Source organism: Pelobium manganitolerans (assembly GCF_003609575.1).
Lineage (GTDB): Bacteria > Bacteroidota > Bacteroidia > Sphingobacteriales > Sphingobacteriaceae > Pseudopedobacter > Pseudopedobacter manganitolerans.
Map to the genome: position 1 here is coordinate 15,440 of NZ_MBTA01000001.1, position 21,023 is coordinate 36,462.

The 21,023-nt window shown below is 41.4% G+C and carries 21 protein-coding genes; 13 read left to right on the forward strand and 8 right to left on the reverse strand.

Annotated elements, in window-relative coordinates; genetic code table 11:
• Window positions 1-132: 132 nt before the first annotated feature.
• The 9 genes from BCY91_RS00080 to BCY91_RS00120 all read left to right on the forward strand — a co-directional run bounded on the left by BCY91_RS00080 (window position 133) and on the right by BCY91_RS00120 (window position 6,053).
• Entirely contained in the window at window positions 133-369 is a 237-nt protein-coding gene (locus tag BCY91_RS00080) for a DUF2249 domain-containing protein (protein ID WP_120179980.1), read from the forward strand.
• 5 nt (window positions 370-374) lie between these two features.
• Window positions 375-1,304, forward strand: a complete 930-nt coding sequence (gene ric / locus BCY91_RS00085) for an iron-sulfur cluster repair di-iron protein (RefSeq protein WP_120179981.1) — start codon at window positions 375-377, stop codon at window positions 1,302-1,304.
• Window positions 1,305-1,394: 90 nt separating this feature from the next.
• Window positions 1,395-2,204 carry a DUF2249 domain-containing protein gene (locus BCY91_RS00090; protein WP_120179982.1) on the forward strand — a complete coding sequence of 270 codons (810 nt, stop codon included), beginning with the start codon at window positions 1,395-1,397 and terminating at the stop codon, window positions 2,202-2,204.
• 3 nt (window positions 2,205-2,207) lie between these two features.
• Window positions 2,208-3,491: a cytochrome C oxidase subunit I gene (locus BCY91_RS00095; RefSeq protein ID WP_120179983.1), complete on the forward strand. Its 1,284-nt coding sequence runs from the start codon at window positions 2,208-2,210 to the stop codon at window positions 3,489-3,491.
• Window positions 3,488-3,811: a metal-sulfur cluster assembly factor gene (locus tag BCY91_RS00100; RefSeq protein WP_120179984.1), complete on the forward strand. Its 324-nt coding sequence runs from the start codon at window positions 3,488-3,490 to the stop codon at window positions 3,809-3,811. Before BCY91_RS00095 ends, BCY91_RS00100 begins: the two co-directional genes overlap by 4 nt.
• A 3-nt stretch (window positions 3,812-3,814) precedes the next feature.
• Window positions 3,815-4,246, forward strand: a complete 432-nt coding sequence (locus BCY91_RS00105; RefSeq protein WP_120179985.1) for an RrF2 family transcriptional regulator — start codon at window positions 3,815-3,817, stop codon at window positions 4,244-4,246.
• Window positions 4,247-4,352: 106 nt separating this feature from the next.
• Complete coding sequence (locus BCY91_RS00110) at window positions 4,353-4,688, forward strand: carboxymuconolactone decarboxylase family protein (protein WP_120179986.1); 336 nt, start codon at window positions 4,353-4,355, stop codon at window positions 4,686-4,688.
• 44 nt (window positions 4,689-4,732) lie between these two features.
• On the forward strand, window positions 4,733-5,263 hold the full coding sequence (locus tag BCY91_RS00115; protein WP_120179987.1) for a DUF488 domain-containing protein: 531 nt from the start codon (window positions 4,733-4,735) through the stop codon (window positions 5,261-5,263).
• Between the two features lie 13 nt (window positions 5,264-5,276).
• Window positions 5,277-6,053 carry a hemerythrin domain-containing protein gene (locus BCY91_RS00120; RefSeq protein ID WP_220699407.1) on the forward strand — a complete coding sequence of 259 codons (777 nt, stop codon included), beginning with the start codon at window positions 5,277-5,279 and terminating at the stop codon, window positions 6,051-6,053.
• Window positions 6,054-6,112: 59 nt separating this feature from the next.
• Here BCY91_RS00120 and BCY91_RS00125 read toward each other — a convergent pair whose 3' ends face one another.
• From BCY91_RS00125 to BCY91_RS00145, 5 genes are all read right to left on the reverse strand, one after another.
• The gene (locus tag BCY91_RS00125) at window positions 6,113-7,774 is read right to left on the reverse strand and encodes a glycoside hydrolase family 13 protein (protein ID WP_120179988.1); all 1,662 of its coding nucleotides are present in this window, start codon (window positions 7,772-7,774) and stop codon (window positions 6,113-6,115) included.
• Between the two features lie 65 nt (window positions 7,775-7,839).
• Complete coding sequence (locus BCY91_RS00130) at window positions 7,840-9,225, reverse strand: di-heme oxidoreductase family protein (protein ID WP_220699408.1); 1,386 nt, start codon at window positions 9,223-9,225, stop codon at window positions 7,840-7,842.
• Window positions 9,226-9,227: 2 nt separating this feature from the next.
• Window positions 9,228-10,292, reverse strand: coding sequence for an imelysin family protein (locus BCY91_RS00135; RefSeq protein ID WP_120179989.1), 1,065 nt, complete (start codon window positions 10,290-10,292; stop codon window positions 9,228-9,230).
• Between the two features lies 1 nt (window position 10,293).
• The gene (locus BCY91_RS00140) at window positions 10,294-10,725 is read right to left on the reverse strand and encodes a Rieske (2Fe-2S) protein (RefSeq protein WP_120179990.1); all 432 of its coding nucleotides are present in this window, start codon (window positions 10,723-10,725) and stop codon (window positions 10,294-10,296) included.
• A 2-nt stretch (window positions 10,726-10,727) separates the two neighbouring features.
• Window positions 10,728-11,969: a hypothetical protein gene (locus BCY91_RS00145; protein WP_120179991.1), complete on the reverse strand. Its 1,242-nt coding sequence runs from the start codon at window positions 11,967-11,969 to the stop codon at window positions 10,728-10,730.
• 215 nt (window positions 11,970-12,184) lie between these two features.
• Between BCY91_RS00145 and BCY91_RS00150 the strand changes: the two genes are divergently transcribed.
• A complete protein-coding gene (locus BCY91_RS00150; RefSeq protein ID WP_182995268.1) occupies window positions 12,185-12,826 on the forward strand; it encodes a ThuA domain-containing protein in 642 nt (213 codons plus the stop codon).
• Between the two features lie 50 nt (window positions 12,827-12,876).
• Here the strand turns inward: BCY91_RS00150 and BCY91_RS00155 are convergent, their stop codons facing one another.
• Entirely contained in the window at window positions 12,877-14,970 is a 2,094-nt protein-coding gene (locus BCY91_RS00155; protein ID WP_245988936.1) for a prolyl oligopeptidase family serine peptidase, read from the reverse strand.
• Window positions 14,971-15,223: 253 nt separating this feature from the next.
• Between BCY91_RS00155 and BCY91_RS00160 the strand changes: the two genes are divergently transcribed.
• The 3 genes from BCY91_RS00160 (at window position 15,224) to BCY91_RS00170 (ending at window position 19,074) form a co-directional block, all read left to right on the forward strand.
• A complete protein-coding gene (locus BCY91_RS00160) occupies window positions 15,224-15,772 on the forward strand; it encodes an AAA family ATPase (protein ID WP_120179994.1) in 549 nt (182 codons plus the stop codon).
• A complete protein-coding gene (locus BCY91_RS00165; protein ID WP_120179995.1) occupies window positions 15,769-18,600 on the forward strand; it encodes a M16 family metallopeptidase in 2,832 nt (943 codons plus the stop codon). The genes BCY91_RS00160 and BCY91_RS00165 overlap by 4 nt, the downstream gene beginning before the upstream one ends.
• Window positions 18,601-18,675: 75 nt before the next feature.
• Window positions 18,676-19,074, forward strand: coding sequence for a thiol-disulfide oxidoreductase DCC family protein (locus tag BCY91_RS00170; protein ID WP_120179996.1), 399 nt, complete (start codon window positions 18,676-18,678; stop codon window positions 19,072-19,074).
• 70 nt (window positions 19,075-19,144) lie between these two features.
• Here BCY91_RS00170 and BCY91_RS00175 read toward each other — a convergent pair whose 3' ends face one another.
• Together BCY91_RS00175 and BCY91_RS00180 are read right to left on the reverse strand one after the other, a co-directional pair.
• The gene (locus tag BCY91_RS00175) at window positions 19,145-19,876 is read right to left on the reverse strand and encodes a LytR/AlgR family response regulator transcription factor (protein WP_120179997.1); all 732 of its coding nucleotides are present in this window, start codon (window positions 19,874-19,876) and stop codon (window positions 19,145-19,147) included.
• 1 nt (window position 19,877) lies between these two features.
• Window positions 19,878-20,903 carry a sensor histidine kinase gene (locus BCY91_RS00180; protein WP_120179998.1) on the reverse strand — a complete coding sequence of 342 codons (1,026 nt, stop codon included), beginning with the start codon at window positions 20,901-20,903 and terminating at the stop codon, window positions 19,878-19,880.
• Window positions 20,904-21,023: the final 120 nt, after the last annotated feature.

The window sequence follows — 21,023 nt, forward strand, 5'->3', positions numbered from 1 at the left end:
TCAACAAAATCAATAAATATTTAAATAAAAAAACATGACAATTCTATTAAAATAATAAAAGTACTTAAATACTTTTATTAGGAAATTGTTTTTACCTTTAGCATATTATTCACCAGCTAAATTTATAGAACAATGGCAAATACAGTAAACAACGTTTTAGACGTAACGCAAATTGAACCGCGTTTAAAACATCCTACCATCTTTGAACGCTTTGATATTTTAAAATCTGGCGAAAGCCTGATTTTGCATAACGACCACGACCCTAAACCGCTTTATTACCAATTGGCCGGTTTGCGGGGCGATATTTTCTCGTGGGAATATTTAGAGCAAGGACCAGATTTATTTAGGATAAAAATTACAAAAAACTAAACGCTATGGAAACAGCAACAGAAAACATTTTAAACGTTACGCTTTTAGAGCCTAAACTGAAGCATCCAACTATTTTCCAGCGCTATGACGAGCTGGAAGAAGGCGAAAGCTTAATCATCCATAACGACCATGACCCCAAACCGCTTTACTACCAATTTTTGGGCGAGCGGGGAAATGTTTTTACTTGGGAGTATTTGGAAGAAGGCCCAGAGTGGTGGAAAGTAAAAATCCGCAAACGCATTACCGGCGAAGAGGAAGAAACCTTGGGCGAGCTGGCCGTAAAAGATTTACGCAAAGCAGAAATTTTTAAAAAATACGGCCTTGATTTTTGCTGTGGCGGTAAAAAAACAGTGAAAGAAGCTTGCGCCGAAAAAGGCCTGGATGTGACCAAAGTAGAGCAAGAGCTGCAACAAGCAGATAAAGCACCGGTAACGCGTGGCGTGCCTTATGACGATTGGTCTTTAGACTTTTTAGCTGATTATATTGTAAACACGCACCACAGCTACGTTAAAAAGAATTTGCCAGATTTATCTACTTTCTCGCGCAAGATTATGGAAGTACATGGCCACCGCCACCCCGAGCTGATTGAGGTGAATGATTTGGTGCAAGCCATGGCAAAAGAGCTTTCGCAACATTTGGTAGAAGAAGAGGAAGTGCTTTTTCCATACATCAAACAGCTGGTAAAAGGTGAGGCTAAGGCTGATAAAGCTTTGAACATTGCCGAATTGGAGCAAGAGCATGACGATATTGGACGGATATTGGACAAATTACGCGTGCTTACCAACAACTATACTTTACCAAAAGACGCTTGCGCCAGTTACACGCTTATCTTTAAGTTGTTGCAAGAGTTTGAAGACGATTTGCACCTGCACATTCACCTGGAGAATAATATTTTGTTCCCCAAAGCGCAAAAATTGCAAGCAACTGAGGCATAGCCCAAAGTACGCATTCTTTTTTGTTTTGTAAATTAGCGAGGCTGTTTGGCTTTGATTTTTTGAGCCCAAACAGCCTTTCATCAAAATACCATGGAAAAAATTGATGTGAACTCAAAAATCGGGAAAATCATAAAAGCTCATCCCGATGCGCTGGAAGCTTTGGTTTCTATTGACCCTAAGCTAGAAAAACTGCGCAACCCAATTTTGCGGAAAATACTAGCCAGCAGAACCAGCATCGCCATGGCATCTAAAATGATTGGCAAACCGGCCGAACATTTTTTTGCAAAGCTGGCGCCTTTAGGCTTTCAGATTGACAGGGACGCAACTGCCGCGTCTACAGAAAAAATTGAACGTCCGCCTTTTATGGATAAGTTAACGGAAGCTCATACGAAAACCTTAGATGTGCGGCCTTTGCTAGAATCGGGCAAGGACCCGCTAAAACAAATATTAGCGCAAGTAAAAGAGCTTCCAACAGGTCATACGCTCAAAATTGTAAATACTTTTGAGCCTGTTCCGTTGATAAAAATGCTGAGTGCAAAAGGCTTCGAGGTTTTTGTGGATACGCAAAGTACCGATTTAATAGAAACCTATTTTTATAAAGCCAAACCCGATAGCGAAACAGAAGAAGCGCCACCAACCAGGGATCGAAACGGCTGGGGTTTATTGTTGAGCCGTTTTAAAAACAACTTGGTGACTATTGATGTGAGCAATTTAGAAATGCCCCAGCCCATGCACACCATTTTAGGCGAACTGCAAAATTTACCAACAGAAAAAGCGTTGTTTGTGCATCACAAACGCATACCTGTTTTTTTATTGCCCGAACTTGCCCAGCAAGGTTTTGAGTACCGCATTAATGAAGTTGCAGACGGAAAAGTAGAATTGTTAATTTATAAAGATTAAAGAATGTTTGCGCCCGGTCCAAATAGCCCTATCAAAAACACCGACTACCGCGTGGTGTTGCCGTTTTATGCTTATGCGGCTTTGTCTTTTTTGCTGGCCACAATAATTATTTCAACAGATGTAGGCGCATTTACGCAATCCCATTTTAATGCAAAGGCGCTGGCTGTTACGCACACCATGGCGCTGGGTTGGGGCACTATGATGATTTTGGGCGCCAGTCACCAGCTTTTTCCGGTGCTGATAGAAGGGAAATTGTACAGCAACTTTCTGGCGCATAGCTCCTTTATTTTGGGCGCTTTAAGCATCCCGCTTCTGATTTACGGCTTTTACACTTTTAACTTCGGTGTTTTGGCACAAACTGGTGCGGTAGGCATAAACTTGGCGGTAATTGCTTACTTGCTTAACCTGTCGCTAAGCATAAAAGACAGTAAAAGCCGAAATGTACACGCCGTGTCTGCTTTTACGGCGGTAATTTGGTTGCTTTTTACCACGCTTATCGGCTTATTGCTGCTCTTCAACTTTCAACACCCGTTTTTGCCAGAGGCCTCTGTGCATTACCTCTCTTTGCACGCTCATATGGGCATAATAGGATGGTTTTTATTAATGGTAGTAGGCGTTGGCGCGCGTTTAATTCCCATGTTTTTAATCTCAAAATATGAAAATAAAAAAACTTTGTGGTGGGTTTACGGCTTAATTAACGCAGGCTTAACTTTATACATCTACGTTTTTTTTACGGATAACCACGCCATTTTAAGTTTGGCTCCGATAGCTTTAATTGCGATAGCCTTAGCGCTTTTCGCGAGTTTTATTTACAAAGCTTATCAAAAGAGGATACGCAAAAGTGTGGACGAGCAAGTGAAAACATCTCTCCTTTCTGTGGGAATGCTGTCCATTCCCTTAGTGGTAATTTTGGCGTTTGTAATTTTAATGGCTAACTGGGGGCATCGGCAGTTTTTAACTTTATACGGCTTTAGCATTTTTTTTGGTTGGATTAGTGCAATCATCATTGGGATGACGTTTAAAACGCTGCCATTTATTGTGTGGAACAAAGTTTACCATAAAATTGCCGGTTTGGGCAAAACGCCCAACCCAAAAGATTTGTTCAAAAGCAATTTGTTTATGGGCAATATCATTGCTTATGTGTTGGGCTTCATGATTTTTTGCGCCGGCATATTATTAACTGATACCGTTTTATTAAATATTGGTGCAACTTTATTACTGATAAATGCAGTTTTGTATAACGCAAACGTATTTTTTATCCTTTTTCATCAAGCTAAACTAAAATGAACGTAGCAACCAACAACGAGCTTAAAAGCACCATCGCGCTAACAGGTTTATACCATGTTATGGATCCAGAAATAGGTTTAAATATTGTGGATTTAGGCTTGGTTTATGAAATCCGTTTTAACGAGCCTTTTAAAGAAATAACTGTGGTAATGACATTGACTACGCAGTTTTGCCCCATGGGCGAGTCTATCGTAGACGCTACCAAACAAGCCATGCAACAGAGCTTTCCGGATTATAGCACAGAAGTTGAGCTGGTTTTTGAACCTGCTTGGAGTCCGGATAAAATTTCTGAAGAGGGCAACAAATATTTAAACGGCTAGTATATGCTAAGCAACACTTGCAAAACTGCGATAAAAGCGGTAATTTATCTGGCATCTAAAGCGGACCGGGCCGAGAAGGCCGGCGTAAAAGAAGTGGCCCAAAGTATTGGCGCAAGCGAACACACCGTTAGCAAAATTTTGCAAAACTTGGTGAAACAGCAAATCATCAACAGCATAAAAGGGCCAACAGGTGGTTTTTACATTACTGAAGCACAGCGCGAGCTTCCGATCATTAATATTGTAAACACCATTGATGGGCGCGAAGTGTTTACTTCTTGCGGCTTGGGTTTAAAGCAATGTTCATCAACCCATCCGTGCCCTATACACCACCAATACAAAGTTGGGAGAGAGATTATAGAAACCATCTTTACCCAAAACAGTATTAACGTGCTGTGCCAACCGGTAGAAAATGGCTTGGCGCATTTAATTGGCTAAAAGCCAGTTATCGCAAAGCCACGCTAAGCTATCGGAAACCGAAAAACAGCTTTTGCTCCCCAAAAAAGCAAAAGTTTATATCATATCTTATCTAAAATAAAGTAAAATGGAAAAACCACTTTATCCAGAAATTAACCGCGAACTTTTATCTAAACAGGGCGAGCTGGCCCCAGAAAATTTGGAGGCTTGGCGCAATTTCAGCAAAACCGTTTTCAAAGCTGGCGCATTATCAGAAGAAACTAAGCAACTGATTGCCATCGCGGTAGCACATGTAACGCAATGTCCTTACTGCATAAGGGCGCATACCAAACAAGCTATGCGTAAAGGTGTTAGCAAAGCAGAAATTATGGAAGCCATTTGGGTAGCATCAGAAATGCGGGCAGGCGCCGCTTATGCACACGCCAGCATTGCCATGGACGAGATGGAAAATTTTGAGCATTAATTTGTATTAGCACGCTGTTTGTGTTTTGCTAAATAAAAATTAAAATGGAGAGCCAAAAGCCACAAACAATATGGACCATAGGTCACTCTACGCAAAGCGCAGAAGATTTTTTAGCAATATTACAGCAGTACCAAATTGAATTACTGGTTGACGTTAGGCGCTACCCAGGTTCACGAAAATTCCCGCAGTTTAACAGCCAAACCTTGCAAGGTTTGTTAGCCATTAACGGAATTAACTATTTCCATTTAAAAAGCTTAGGAGGCAGGCGCCGCCCCAATCCCGAATCAAAAAATACGGCATGGCGCCATCCGGCTTTTAGGGCTTATGCCGATTTTATGGAAACCGATGAATTTAAACAGGGCATAAAAAAGCTGGAAGTACTGGGGCAATCGCAACGTGCAGTAATTATGTGCTCGGAAGTACTTTGGTGGCGTTGCCATCGTTCTTTAATTGCCGACTATTTAAAGGCCGAGGGTTGGCGCGTGATGCACATCTTGTCGAAAGAAAAAGCAAACGAACATCCATATACACAGCCTGCTAAAATTGTTGATGGTAGGCTTACTTATCATCCCTAAAAATAAAAACATCATGAAAGCACAACAGAGTTACGATACCGTAAGTGAGGCAATAAGCCAACTGGCGCGTAAAGGTTATACCACAGATTTTGAGCTGCTAAGAGGCAAAGAATGCTTGGTTTGTAAACACAGCGTGCAGCAGCTTTCGCCGGATGAATTTGTGATTGATGAAACTCACCGTTTTGAGGGTGAAACAGACCCCGGAGATGAGATGATTTTGTATGCCATCTCCTCAAAAAAACACGGTTTAAAAGGGATTTTATTAAATGCCTATGGCACTTATGCCGATAGAGAAATTTACGAGATAGTAGCGCGTTTGGAAAAAAACACCAAAGAGAAACCGTTAAAACGCAGTGAAAAATTAAAACCGCTGAGCAGAGAGCACCACCACGCGCTGTTACTCTGTTGGAAAATTAAGACCGGTTTTGCTAAAAACATAGCTCCCGAACGCATTAAAGCTTACGCCGATTGGTTTTTTGAAAATCACTTAAAGCCACATTTTGCGATAGAAGAACGTTACTTATTTAGCGTGCTAGGCGATGAAAATGACCTAGTGAAACGCGCTAAACGTGAGCACCAACAAATAATTGAACTGTTTACCTCTGAGGGTGATATAGCGGCACGTTTGCACGATATTAAGGAATTACTAGAACAGCACATTCGCTTTGAAGAGCGTGTTTTGTTTAACGAGATTCAAAAACAGGCCACAGAACAGCAACTGGACGATATTGAAAAATACCACCACGAAGAAAAGTTTATCGACAACTTAGACGATCCGTTTTGGGAGTAAGTAAACGCGTTTAATCCGTTTGAAGATGTTTCAATAAACGTATAATCTGTTTTTACCTCTTATGTTAAGCGGTATATTACTGCTTCCCAAGGACGTAAGTTATGGTCTTTTTGAGGGTTAGGATAATTGCCTTGTACAACCTGGGCGCTGGCTAGGTCAACATTTGTGTTAAAGCTTGCATCTTTGTCGCTAAAATTCAGTGCTATCAAAAATTTGCCGTCTTCATTGCTGCGGGCGTAACTGTACACCTGCGGATTTGCAGGGTCTAGCAGTTGATAGTCGCCATAAATTAAGGTCGGATATGTTTTGCGCAACTGGATCAGTTGGCGCACGTAATTTAAAATGCTATTCGGATCATCTTCCTGCTCTGCGGCGTTGATCTTCACATAATTGGGGTTCACTTTTAACCAAGGGTCAGCTTGGCTAAAGCCAGCATTTGCAGCATTATCCCACTGAAAGGGCGTGCGTCCATTATCGCGGGCCGTTTGTTGCTGAGCACGCATAAAACGTTCAACATCTCCGCCCGTTTGTAGCAAATATTGGTGCATGTTTAAGGTTTCGATGTCGCGGTAGTCGTTAATATCGTCAAATTTAATGTTGCTCATCCCCAGCTCGTCGCCATAATAAATAAAAGGAGTTGCCCGCATGGTGAGCAAAAAGGTATGTAATAGTTTAGAGGACCGCTCTCGAAATTCGTCGTTATCATTTCCCCAACGGCTTAGCATCCGAGGCTGGTCGTGGTTGCCCAGGTAAATGGTACCCCAGCCCTTTTCAAACGCCTTATCCCATTTACTGTAAACCTGTTTAAACTGCAATAAACTGTAACCGGCGGGGTCGGGTTCTTTAAAGCCATCGGGCGTGTAGCCAATGCTCATGCCTTCAAAATGGTAAAGCATATCCAATTCTTGCCGTTGTGGGTCAATAAAAAGTTCCACATCCTCGGGTTTAACACCAACGCCCTCGGCTATGCTCACGCAGTTATACTGGCTTAAAACCTCGCGGTTCATCTCTTGCAAATACTGATGCAAGTGGGGACCCTTTGCGTAAAAATCGCCAAAATTGCCGTTGTACTTGTCTGGGATAGGTGGAAAACTGGTGTCTTTTGAAATAAAAGGCACTACATCCATCCTAAAACCATCCACGCCTTTATCAAACCAAAAGCGTAAAATATCGTAAATCTCTTTGCGTAATGCCGGATTTTCCCAATTTAAATCGGGTTGCTTTTTAGAGAAGTAATGAAGGTAATAGGCGTTTGTTTGCTGGTCATAAGCCCAAGCATCACGGTTTACATCAAAATAGCTTTCGCGATGGTTGGGTTTCCCATTTTCTGCGGGCCACCAATGGTAATAATCTCGGTAAGGGTTATCGCGGTCTTTTCTGGACTCCTGAAACCAAAAGTGCTCATCACTACTATGGTTGGGCACTAAATCTAAAATCAGCTTTAGCTTTCGCAGATGCATTTGGTGCAATAGCTCGTCAAAATCTGCCATTGTCCCAAAATCCGCCATGATATCGCGGTAATCGGAAATATCGTAACCATTATCGTCATTAGGCGAGGTAAAGATTGGGTTTAACCAAATTGCATCTACGCCCAAACGCGCCACATAATCCAATTTTGAGATGATGCCTCGCAAATCGCCAATGCCGTCGCCGTTGCTGTCTTTAAAGCTGCGGGGATAAATTTGATAGATGACTGATTCTTTCCACCAAGTGCTTTTCATAAGGTTTTTGTAATAGAGCAATAAAATTGATGCCGGAAAAAAACCGCCTTACAGCGGTTAATATTTTAAAGCGACTCCAGAAAGCTTATGAGCTGTTTACGCTCTTTTGCGGGTAATTGCAGGATTTTGTTTTTTGAAGTTTCGGCTTCGCCGCCATGCCATAAAACGGCTTCCATCAAACTTCTTGCACGCCCGTCATGTAAAAAATTGGTGTGGCCGTTTACTTTCTGGGTTAAACCAATACCCCAAAGTGATTGCGTTCGCCACTCTTTTCCGCTAGCTTTAAAGTCGGGCCTGTTGTCTGCTAGGCCTTCGCCCATATCGTGCAATAACAAATCGGTATAAGGATGAATAGTTTGATTACTAATCTGAGGGAAAGCAACATTAACGGCGGTTCTAAATGTTTCTATATGGCATTTGTTACAGCCAAGCTCTATAAATAGAGCTTTTCCGGCGCGTACATCGGGGTTATTTACATTTCTGCGAGCTGGCACACCCAGCGTACGTACGTAAAAATCATTGCTATAAAGCAAGCTGTCAGACAACTCATAACTGCCATCAAAACTTCCTTTAAACTGAGTTTGCCCTTCGCTGCTTTCTCTTTGGAACAAAAGATTTGTAATTCCCATATCGCCATTATATGCCGCGGCTACCTGCTGTAAAATACTGGGCTGGTTGGCTTTCCAGCCAAAGCGCCCCATAACATGCTTTTTTTTCAAAACATCCCACACAATATTTGGTTTACCGCTAATGCCGTCGCCGTTTTTATCATCTGGATCTGCGTTTTTAAGCAGATCTGCGTCGCTAATTGCTTCTAACAAGCCTAAACCAAAAACCGGAGCCGCAACGCGTGGCGATAATAGAAAGTTGGCCGGCAACGTGGTGTAAGCATTTTTAACAGTGTATTTGGGCGTGCGCAACTCGTAGGTGTTGCCGTCTGCAAAATTGTAGGTGCTGTAACTGTATGAAACGTCCACGTCTGCTTCTCTGGTAACACCTAAAACAGCCCGCGTTTGCAACTGATCTCCAAAATTAGGTATCGGTAGCGGGTTGCCAACCTCTCCTTCTCCGGGTAAGCTGATCCTGAAGAGCATGTTTGCGGCGCTCTCGCCCAAACCGGGTATTTTACCCCTCCCATCAGAAACATGGCATGATGAACAGGAAACGTTGTTTAACAAAGGTCCCAAACCCGGGTTTAATGGTGCCGGGGCGGTAACAAAGGTGGCTTCAAATTGCGCATCACCAATTTCATGCACACGCTGCAAAGCAGTAGGCATATTGTTAAACATATGCCCAAAAGCACCGTTGCCTTGGTCAAACATGGTTTGCATACCGCCGCTTAGCCATTCGTCGTCCGGATGGTCAAAATCCTCATTATATTTGCTGCACGCAAACTGGAACAAGGCTAAAACTCCGACAATAAAAAGAGAAAATTTAGTTGTCCGCTTCAATTTTATTTAGTGTATTTAAGCACAAAATTTCGCAATTTCCCGTCAAGCAGCTCTGCCAGCTCATCTATTTTATCGATTGCGTTTTGCACCTTAGTGTGGTCTGTAGTAATAGCTTCGCCAAAGGGTTTTGTACCAAAAGCTTCTAATGCAGCTAATGCGGCAGCATGTTTGGCTTTTATTTCTCCGTCTAAAGACAGGTTATATTGGCGCACCAAATCTTCTAAACCTTTGCCGTCTTTAGCAAACTTGCCCTGATAAATTAACATGATGCCTTTTATGTTGTTTTGGAAATCGGTGAAAGAGTTTTTGGCAAAGGGGCTTTCTTCTTTACTTGGATCTGCAGCATCAAAAGGTTCTTTTATTTTAGCATCGGCAACTTCGCCGCATATACCCGCCATGGCATCTACAACTTGTTGAAAGGCTTCCTGTTTGGTGCTAAATTCTGTAGAACCAGCACCGGCGGTTTTAAACTGAACATTGTAACCGTTTAGCCAAGTGTCTTTAACCTCTTTGGTAAGTTTAATAAGGTTTTGAGTTAACGCTTTCAGGTACTCTTTCTCGCGCACTGTAAAATCAGTAGCTTCTTTATTTCCGTTTTTACCCCACAGAAGGTATTCTATCGGGTGAAATCCTTTCAATTCATCCTCTAAGGCATCTACGTAAGTGTCATTCAAGACATCTTGACCTGTAAGAATAGCATCTAACTGGTTAAAATCAACCGGCCAGGTATCTATTCTCGGGTCTATATTGTTTGCTTCTACAGGGCCAAAAAGCCAGCTTTCTGTTTGTTCCCATGTGGACCTCATCGCTTTCCACTTTTTGCGTGCATCTTCTAAATTAGCGTCGTTAGTGGTAACAACTAGGGTGTTTACCGATGTTTGCAGTTCGCCAGCTTTAGCATCCATATCTATATAAGATGCAGTGCATACATTATCGCCAATATTTGCCAATATTTCTGATTGGAGAACTTCTGGGTCTACATCATTATCGTTATCTTTTTTACAGGCCGTAAAAGCTACCGCTGTTACGATTAATAAGCCGAAGATATTTTTGTTAACTGTTTTCATATTAAGTATTGAGATTGATTATAATTTGTGTGTCTGTTTGTTTTAGGGGAAATTTTTTAAGTGGTTTAAGTGCAGGCTCTTTTAATACATGGCCGTAGAGATCAAAAACACTTCCGTGCTGATTACAGTATATTTTGTCTTTGGTGGGCGTTAAGTTGAAACCCTCGTGGGTACACATTAAATCTAACGCTTCAAAAATGCCATCTGGGTGCTTCACTAACAGAATATCATTATCCAATATTGAATTGCGCAAAACCATAACATGCGTTTTTTGTGCTTCAAATTCTTTTAAGGAGATAAACAGTTGCCGGCCATTTTTTTCTACGTTAAAAATTGGCAAGGCTGTACCGCAAGAAGCTAAAAAACTACTTGAAACGGCTACGCCTAAACAGGCCAAACAGCTGCTTTTTAAAAATTCTCTTCGGTTTGCCATTATCAAAAATTATAAGATACGCCTAAGTTAACAAGGCCATTATTTTTGAAATAAGGCACCTGTTGTGGAAATGGCGTTACAACCAAAGCCTGGTTAAAATCACCGGTGATACGCCGTACATAATCTGCTTTTATAGCAACGCCACGGATAGGTTTGTAGGTTAAGCCTCCGATGATGTAATTTTTACGATTGGCTTCGTTAGCAATTCCATTAAAAGGAACTTCCGCATCCAAATCAAAAAACTCATAGCGCCCAAAAACAATTAACGCTTTTTCATTATTAAACTTGGAGTAAAGCAAATTATAACCTAACTCTCCATAAGCGCCGTACATGGTCTCGGGGGTGTTATTAGCAAAAGCACGGTTAATGTCGGACGCATTAGACACGTGTACAATTGCTGCAATTGCGCGCGCATTAAACCCTTTATTGCTGTATTGGATATTAAACTCTCCTAACTTAACCGGGTTTGAAAAAACGCCCGAATTAAGCTGTAAGCTGTCTGCAACGCGCTTTTCTAAGGCTGTAGAACCGCCGTAATATGCGGAAGCTTGTAAACGGAAATCTCCGATATAATACAAAAGCGCGGCGGTAAGGCCTAAATTAGTTCCGGCTTGTGCCTGCCCTAACTGCCTGCCACCACGTAAACCGCCGTTGCTGCTAAACCCAGCCGAGTTTAATCCGTTAGTTAGCGATGCGCTATAATTTAGCCCGGGAATGTTTCTGAAGCTTCCGTAAACTCCAACGCCTACCTCGCGCCAGGTAGAGGGAATAAGTTGTTCTTCTAAATACGGTCTGTTTACACCGTTGAAGGTTGAGGGGAGGTGGTTTTCGTTGATAAAGCCTAAACGCGGAATAAATAGGCCTGCTACAATGTAAGTAGAGGGGTTAAAATCAAACTTGAGGAATGCTTGTTCCATTGCTAAACCTCCTTTGCCGGCAATACCTTCGTCCGAGATTCCACCAGAAACAAAAGCATCTTCAATTTCAACCTCGCTAAAGAGAGAGATTTTTTTATTAAAACGATGGCCTATAAATAATACAACACGGTCTAATTTTGTTTCAGCGCTTTTTCGTTTGGTATCTAAACGATAACTGGCTTCGCCATATCCAGAAATTACAGTACTTTGGTTGCGACTGATTAAGCCGGTAGCTAAAGAATCTTCGGCGGTAAATACTTGCGAATAAACAGTATTAGCCGTTAAGAGGGAAAGAAGGGCTAATAAGAATGCTTTTGAGCGGAACATTGTAAGAATTTTGCGCCAAATCTAAAGATTTTATTTTGAATCAGTCTAAATCATTTTATATATGATAGCTGTATATTGAATATTTCTCAAATTTCAACAATATTAAGCATATGTTTAAATGCGTATTTAGCCCTCGGTCTAAAATTTGGTGGCACACTGTTTTGATTCTTGCTTGCTGTATTTCAGTATCGGAAACCAATGCTCAAACAAAAGTTTTGGTCTTTAGTAAAACCAACGGTTTCCGCCATGCTTCTATTGACGACGGCAAAAAGATGTTCGAAAAGCTGGAAAAAGAGAACAATTGGAAATTAACTTTTTCGGAAGATTCTCTGCTGTTTAACCATAAAAGCCTACGGAATTTTGATGTGCTGGTTTTTTTAAGCACTACCGGAAATATTTTTGGCGAAACGCAGAAAAAGGCATTGCAAAAATACATTCACAAAGGTGGCGGTTTTGTAGGCATACACGCTGCAACAGATACCGAGATGGAATGGCAATGGTATGTGGATATGGTGGGCGCGGCGTTTAAAAGTCACCCGAAACAACAAACTGCCACCATAAACATCTTAAACCGAAGTTTTAAACCTATGCAACACTTTGGCGCCACTTGGCAACACTTTGATGAATGGTACAACTTCCGCGCACCGGTAAATCCAAACTGTATCGTGTTGGCCACGGTTGACGAGTCATCTTACCAAGGCGGCACCATGGGCGCACACCATCCGGTAACGTGGTACCAACACTTTGAAGGCGGGAAAATTTTTACGACTGCTTTAGGGCATACCAGTGCTTGTTACACAGATGCCGATTTTGTAAAGATGATTAAAGAAGCGGTGGTTTGGGCAGGGGGAAGATGAAGGGGGAAACTTAGCTTCCAAGCTTCCCCTTTCACTTCAATGGTAATTACTTACCTACCCGTATCATAACTCAATCCCATATTCTGGAACATAAATGCCCATTTATCAGCTTGTTCTTCAATAACTTTGGTGGTAGATTTTCCGGCGCCGTGCCCTGCATTGGTATCAATACGGATTAAAACCGGCGCATTGCCTTTATGGTACTCTTGCAAACGCGCAGCGAATTTGAACGAGTGCGCCGGCACTACTCTATCATCATGATCTGCCGTGGTAACCATTGTTGCCGGATAGCTTGTGCCTTCTTTTAACGCGCTGTACGGCGAATATTTATATAAATACTCAAACATTTCTTTAGAGTCTTCTGCCGTGCCATAATCATAAGCCCATCCCGCCCCAGCGGTAAACTTATTGTAACGCAGCATATCCAAAACGCCAACAGCAGGGAAAGCTACTTTGAACAAATCCGGCCGTTGCGTCATACATGCGCCCACCAACAAACCGCCGTTAGAACCTCCGGCAATTGCCAAATAATCTTTAGAAGTGTATTTGTCTTTCACCAAAAATTCGGCAGCAGCAATAAAATCGTCAAATACATTTTGCTTGTTGAGTTTAATGCCCGCGTTATGCCATTTGTCGCCATACTCGCCCCCGCCGCGCAAATTGGCAACGGCAAAAACGCCTCCTTGCTCTAACAATAAGATATTGGACGTGCTAAAACTTGGCGTTAGGCTAATGTTGAAACCGCCATATCCGTATAAAAGTGTTGGGTTTTTACCATTAAGTTCGATGCCTTTTTTATACGTGATAATCATCGGGATTTTTGTCCCATCCTTAGACGCGTAAAACACCTGTTTTGATTCGTATTTGGTTGGATCAAATTTTACCCCCGACTTTTTGTAAATCTCGGATTGCCCGCTGGCGATATCGTACTTGAATACCGTTGGCGGGTACACGTAAGAAGTAAAAGTGAAATACAAGTCTTTGTCCTGGGCTTTTCCAGAAAAACCCGATGCCGTACCGATGCCCGGCAAGGCAATTTCGCGTTCTTTTTTACCGTCTAAATCGTACTGCACAACGTATGAAGTAGCGTCTTTTAGGTAGCTAGCGAAGATTTTACCGCCGGCTGTAGAAGCTGTCATTACGTTTTCGATTTCTGCAATTACGTTTTTCCAGTTGGCTTGCGCCGGATTTTTTGCATCTACCTCTACCAAGCGGTAATTTGGAGCCTGGTAATTGGTGAAAATATAAAGTTTAGATCCTTTGCTGGTTAATACGTCTTGCTCGGTATCAAAACCGCCAACCACTTTTATAATGGCGCTGTTGGGCTGGCTCAAATCCTTAATATACAACTCGTTGCCTGTAGTGGCATTAGCTGCTGTAACTACCAGGTAACGCTGATCTTCTGTTACATGTGCGCCAATGTACCTGCGTTTGGTTTGGTTGCCGCCAAAAATCAGCTGGTCTTCGGTTTGTGGGGTGCCCAATCTGTGATAATATAATTTATGGTATTGGGTTAAACCCGATAGTTGGGAGCCTTCTGTAGGTTTATCGTAGCTAGAATAGTAAAAGCCTTCGTTGCCTTTCCAAGCTAAGCCCGAGAATTTCACATCTTTTAATGTATCGGCGGTTAAGCTCTTGTCGGCGGTTTTGATTACCAGCACCGTGCGCCAGTCCGATCCGCCTTCTGATAATTGATAAGCCGCTAAATTGCCGTCTTTAGAGAATTCTATATCCGCCAAAAAGGTAGTGCCATCTTCAGAAAATTTATTCGGGTCTAAAAAAACTTCCGCTCCGCCATCGCCTTTTTGCCTGTACAAAACGGCTTGGTTCTGCAAACCATCGTTCTTATAAAAGTAAGTGTAAGCGCCTTCTTTAAAAGGTGCCGAAAATTTCTCGTAATTCCACAGTTCTGTTAAGCGTTTTTTCATCGCATCCCGATAAGGGATTTGCGCTAAATAATCTTGCGTTACCTTGTTTTGCGCGCTTACCCATGCTTTGGTAGCATCAGAGGTATCATTCTCTAACCAGCGGTACGGGTCGGCAACTTTTGTCCCAAAATAGTCGTCGGTTACGTTTCCTTTTTCTGATTTTGGATAAGATAATAGCTTGATAGAATCTGCCGGGGCAATGATATGGTCTGACATTTTTTGTGTGTTATTATTGCAAGCAACCACAGTTGCGAGGATTAAAGATAGGCCGGAAAAGCTTTTTGCGTTCATAAAACCGTCTCGATAAATTTAGTGTGAAACATAAAACTAATAAACGCTAGGCATAATTTTAATTTATAGCTTAAAAATTACCTTTATAAGCGTTAAAACCTGCGTTAACTTTTGCAATGCCGTTCAATGTGTATATTTGTTTTAATGGCTAACATCATCAACATCGCTTAAAGCATAAATGGAAAACAATACCATCAAAATTGCCGTTGTAGGGCCAGAAAGTACCGGAAAATCTACCATAGCCAGCGCCTTAGCACAGCATTTTAATACCCTGTGGGTGCCAGAATATTCAAGGTTTTATTGCGAAAACTTAAACAGAGCATATACCCTGCAAGACGAGCTAAACATGTTTTACGGGCAATTGGCACTTGAAAAAGCCGTAAGCAGCATAAATAAAGACCCTTTGCTTTTTTGCGACACCACAATTTTGACCGTTAAAATATGGAGCGATGAGCTTTTTGGCCACACACCCCCAGAAGTGCTAAACCGCATCAAAACTTTACATTACGATTTTTACATCCTGTTAAAAAACGATTTGCCTTGGCAGGATGATCCTCTGCGCGATTTTAAAGGTCGTGGCGATTATTTTATGGAAGTGTGGCGCAAAGAATTGCAAGCTTTAAATGCCCAGTTCGCAGAAGTGGGCGGCACAACAAGCAGGCTCGCGAATGCCATCGCGGCGGCAGAACAATTTTTAGATAAATCTTCAAACACAATCATCATATGAACAAAAATTATATCGGCTCGCTATTGCTGGCGCTGTTTTTTGTGATTTCTTGCAGTCCAAAAATCCAGCAACAAGCGCAGCAAAACAGTACGCCTATCCCGGCAGACAGCAACGTAATCATCGGCAAATTGCCAAATGGCCTAACCTATTACATCCGCAAAAATGCGGAACCAAAAAAACGCGCCGAGCTGTATCTGGTAAATAAAGTGGGTTCTATTTTAGAGAATGACGACCAACAAGGCTTGGCCCATTTTACAGAGCACATGGCATTTAACGGAACGCGCGATTTCCCGAAGAACGAACTGATTAGCTACCTGCAAAAAGCCGGAGTGCGTTTTGGTGCCGATTTGAATGCTTACACCGGCTTTAACCAAACGGTTTATCAGCTACCGGTACCTACAGACAGTACTGCTGTTTTTGAGAAAGCTTTTGATATTTTGGCTAACTGGGCGGGTCATGTAAGTTTTGATGACAAAGAAATTGATCAAGAGCGGGGCGTAATTGTTGAGGAAGACCGCCAGCGTGGCAAAAATGCGCAAGAGCGCATGACAAAACAGTTACTGCCGGTTCTCTTGGCAAACTCGCGCTACGCCGAACGCCTACCTATTGGCAAATTGGATATTTTGCACAACTTCAAATACGAAACCATTAAACAGTTTTACAAAGATTGGTACCGCCCAGATTTGCAGGCGGTAATTGCCGTTGGCGATTTTGATGTGGCTAAGGTAGAGGCTCTTATTAAAGAAAATTTTGGTGATCTTCAGAATCCGGAAAACGAAAGAAAACGTGAAGAATATCTGATCCCGGATAACCAAGAACCATTGGTGAAAATTGTTACTGACCCCGAGTTTCCTTATAATATTGCCACCGTAATTTACAAACACCCAGAGGTAGTAGAAAAAAATGAATCGGATTTAATCCGAAAAATCAAAACATCGCTTATCAACAGTATGCTTAGCGATAGGCTTACGGAAATAGTGCAAAAAGGAAATGCACCTTTTGTGTTTGCGCAAAGCAATTATGGCGCTTTCCAAGGTGGCTTGGTAAATTTAGATGCTTTTAATAGCGCCGTAGTAACCAAAGATGCACAAGGTTTAGAGGCCGGCGTAAAAGCAGTTATCGCAGAAAATGAGCGCATGAAGAAATTTGGCTTTACAGAAACAGAACTGCAACGCGCAAAAACCAACCTGCAAACCGCTATAAACAAACAGTTTAAAGAAAAAGACAAAACTAAATCTGCCGTATACGTGCAACAATATTTAGATCACTTTTTAAAAGGGCAAGCCATACCTAGCATTGATTTTGTCCACGAGTTTTATACCGCAGAGCTGGGCAAAATAAGCCTTCAGGAGGTGAATCTGCTGGCCAGTAGCTTTATTACAGAAGGCAATTTGGTGGCAATTATCCAAGCACCAGAAAAAGAAAAAGAAAACTTGCCCAACGAAGCTGTTTACTTAAACTGGATTAAAAGTGCCGGTGCAAACGTACAAGCTTATGTGGATAACACCGTTAACGAGCCATTAATGGCACAAAAACCTACGGCGGGCAAAATTGTTAGCGAAAAGAAGATTGATGAGATAGGCGTCACCGAACTTACTTTCGCAAACGGCGTAAAGGTGGTTTTAAAACCAACAGACTTTAAAAACGACCAGATTTTATTTAGCACAACGGCCAAAGGCGGTACTTCTTTAGCTTCCGATGCTGATTTCCGTTCGGCAGAAATGGCCGCACAATTGGTTGACGAATCTGGGCTTGCGAAGTTTGACGCCAGCCAGCTGGGCAAAATACTTACCGGCAAAGTAGTTAGCGCCACCCCATACATTGGCACCTATAGCCAAGGCATCAGCGGCTCATCTAGTCCGCAAGATTTAGAAACAGCATTGCAACTGAATTATCTTTATTTTACCGCGCCCCGCAAAGACGAAAGCGTTTTAAAAACGCAGTTAGAGAACATCGAAACCGTTTTACGTAACCGCCAAACGCAACCTACGGCTGTTTTTCAGGATACTGCAAGCGCAGTTTTAAACAGCTACAAAAAACGCGCACAACAAATTACCATTCCCGAGTTAAAGGAGATTGATTTAGATAAAGCAGTTAATTTCTACAAAAACCGTTTCGCCAATGCTGCAAACTTTGTTTTTACTTTTGTAGGCAACTTTAAAGTAGAAGAAATTAAGCCGCTTTTGGCAACTTATATCGGCAGTTTGCCAACCACTGGCACTAAAGAAACTTTTAAAGATTTGGGCTTAGAACCCATTTCGGGCGATATTACTAAAAAGGTTTACAAAGGCTTGGAAGACAAAGCCAACGTGTACTTGGTTTACCACGGAAATTACAATTATTCTGATGCGCAAAACCTACAGTTAGACGCCCTAAAAGCCATTTTAGAAATTAAAATTTTAGAACGCTTGCGCGAGAAAGAAAGCGGTGTTTATAGCCCGCGCGTTAACGTAAGCTATCAAAACGAACCAAAAGCGCAGTACAGCGTTAGCATATCTTTCAGTTGTGCGGCAGCAAATGTAGATAAGCTTATTGCTGCAGCGGTTGACGAGGTGAAGACCTTGAAAAGTGAAGGCGCTTCGGCGGATGACATCCAAAAGTTTAAAGCCGAAGAAACCCGCCAGCTGGAACTGCAACTGCGTGATAACGGTTTTTGGTTGGGCTATTTGGAAGATGCGTATAGCGACGGCGAAAACCCGACAAAAGTTTTAAATTATGCCAATACGCTGTCGCAGGTAAGCAAGGCAAGCACAAAGGATGCGGCCAACAAATATCTAAACCCAAATAATTTTATCAGGTTAATTCTGTTGCCCGAGAAAAGTAAATAAAAAAATAATGGCTTTAAACGGGAAAGCCATTTTATAAAAGATAGAACCGGCGAGCCTCTGCAAAAAATCATCAAAATGGAAAAGCATGGAATTATTTTATTTGATGGCGTTTGCAATTTGTGCAACGGTTTCGTGCAAAAAATCATTAAAGCGGATAGTCAAGATTTCTTCCGCTTTGCTTCTTTGCAATCAGAAACTGCAAAAACATTGCTCGCTAATCACCCCATTGAATACCTGAGTTTAAAAACTATTGTTTACATCGAGGACGGGCGTATTTACTCAAAATCTGATGCTGCTTTAAGAATTGCGGCACATTTAAAGGGCGCTTGGCGGTTAACGCATTTAGCATCTATTTTCCCAAAAACATTTAGAGATCGGATTTACGATATCATAGCTAAAAACCGCTATCAGTGGTTTGGCAGGCAACAACAATGTATGGTTCCAACAGCCGAGCTAAGGAGCAAGTTTTTATAAAGTACGTAAAAACTATTAAGATGTATTTACCATGAAAATCGTAAATCTGATTTACGATTTTCATGGTAAACTAAACGTTTTTGTCTTCTATTTGCTTAAAAAAATTGTCGCGGTGGGTATCGCCAATAGGAATAATTTTATCTCCTATAAAAATGCGGCTACGCTCAATACTTTCAATTTTATCCAAGGCAACAATGTACGATTTATGCACGCGCACAAATAAATGATTTGGCAAAGCTTCATCAATTTTCTTCATGCTTTGCAAGGTAATAATGCGCTCTGTTTTGGTATAAATGGAGATATAATCTTTCAAACCTTCGATAAAGAGAATATCATCGAGGTAAATTTTCTGTATTTTATATTCTGTTTTTACAAAGATAAAGCTGGGGTTATAAATCGTATTTGGTGCTACAACAGGTTCTGCCGGTACAGGCTGTGAGGCTACGTTGCACAAAACATCCTGTGCTTTTTGCGCAGCTTTGTAAAAACGGTCAAACGCAATAGGTTTTAACAAATAATCTACCACGTTATGCTCGTAGCCATCCAAAGCATACTCTGGATAAGCCGTTGTTAATATCACCTTACATTTGCCATTGGCGATTTTTAAGAACTGAATGCCCGTTAGCTCCGGCATTTGCACATCTAAAAACACCAGGTCAATTTTTTGCTCTTGCACCAAGCTTAAAGCCTCAATGGGGTTTTGTAGCCTTTTATAAAGCTTCAAAAAAGGAATTTTTGAAATATAATCTTCAATAATATCTAAAGCCAAAGGCTCGTCATCAACTATTAAACAGTTAATCATGCTATAAATTTAGATATAATTCAGAAAAGTAATCTTCCTCGCGGTTTTCAACGTTCAGTTTATATTTCCCAGGATAGGTTAAATCCAAGCGCCTAACTACGTTTATCATCCCAATACCGCCGGTTTGATCTTTATTTTGCAGATTTTTCCTGTTTTTAATGGTGAACATCAAATTATCTTCAAAAACCGAAATATTAATGTGTATGGGATGATTTTTATCCGTAGCTAAACCATGTTTAAAAGCGTTTTCTACAAACGAAATCAGCAATAAAGGCACAATTTGCTGTTGAGCCACCTGCCCTTCTATTTCTAAAACAACTTGTGCATCGCCTTTGAAACGCAATTTTTGCAGTTCGATAAAACTTTTCAAATAGCCAATCTCTTTTTCTAAAGACACCTTGCTATCGTTACTTTCATACAGCATATAGCGCATAATCTCCGACAATTTCAAAATTGCATTGGGTGCCGCGTCTGATTTTTGGTAGGCTAAAGAGTAAATATTGTTTAAAGAGTTGAAGAGGAAATGCGGGTTAATCTGTGACTTTAAAAAAGCCAGTTCTGCGGTAAGTTTCTGTTTTTCCAGCTCGGTTTTCTCGCGTTCGTTAAAAAACCAATCTACCGTAAATTTGTATACCGTACTTAAAAATACAAAAAAGCCATTGGTGATAAAGGTACTGAGCAGTTGCTTTGCCGGTTCAGAAAAAACCATTTCTTTTTGGCTGGATACCAACTTTAAGCCGCTCATTTTATACACATAAAACGTAAAACCGTATTTAAGGGCCAAAAAAACCAGCACAATTCCCAAACAGCCCATCATCCATAAAAAAAAGCGTCTTCTATCTAGCGTAAGCGGAATAAGCACATAAAGGTTAAGGTAAAAGATGACAACGTTAAAAACCGAAAGACCAATGAAGAGAATATAAACGCCACGGCTACTTTCAAAGCCTCCGGTTGCCACAAAAGTGAAAAGTGTAATCAAAAAAAGCCACACCATCAGGTGAAGCGTCAGTTTTTGTAGCCTGTTCATAAAATAAAAGTACTTAAGAAAAGCTAAAATCTGGCAAGTATAGACCAACGCACAAATTTTATCTACCAACAGCCTTACCGCGTTTATCGGTACGCTGGGCGGTTCATCTTTACAATTATC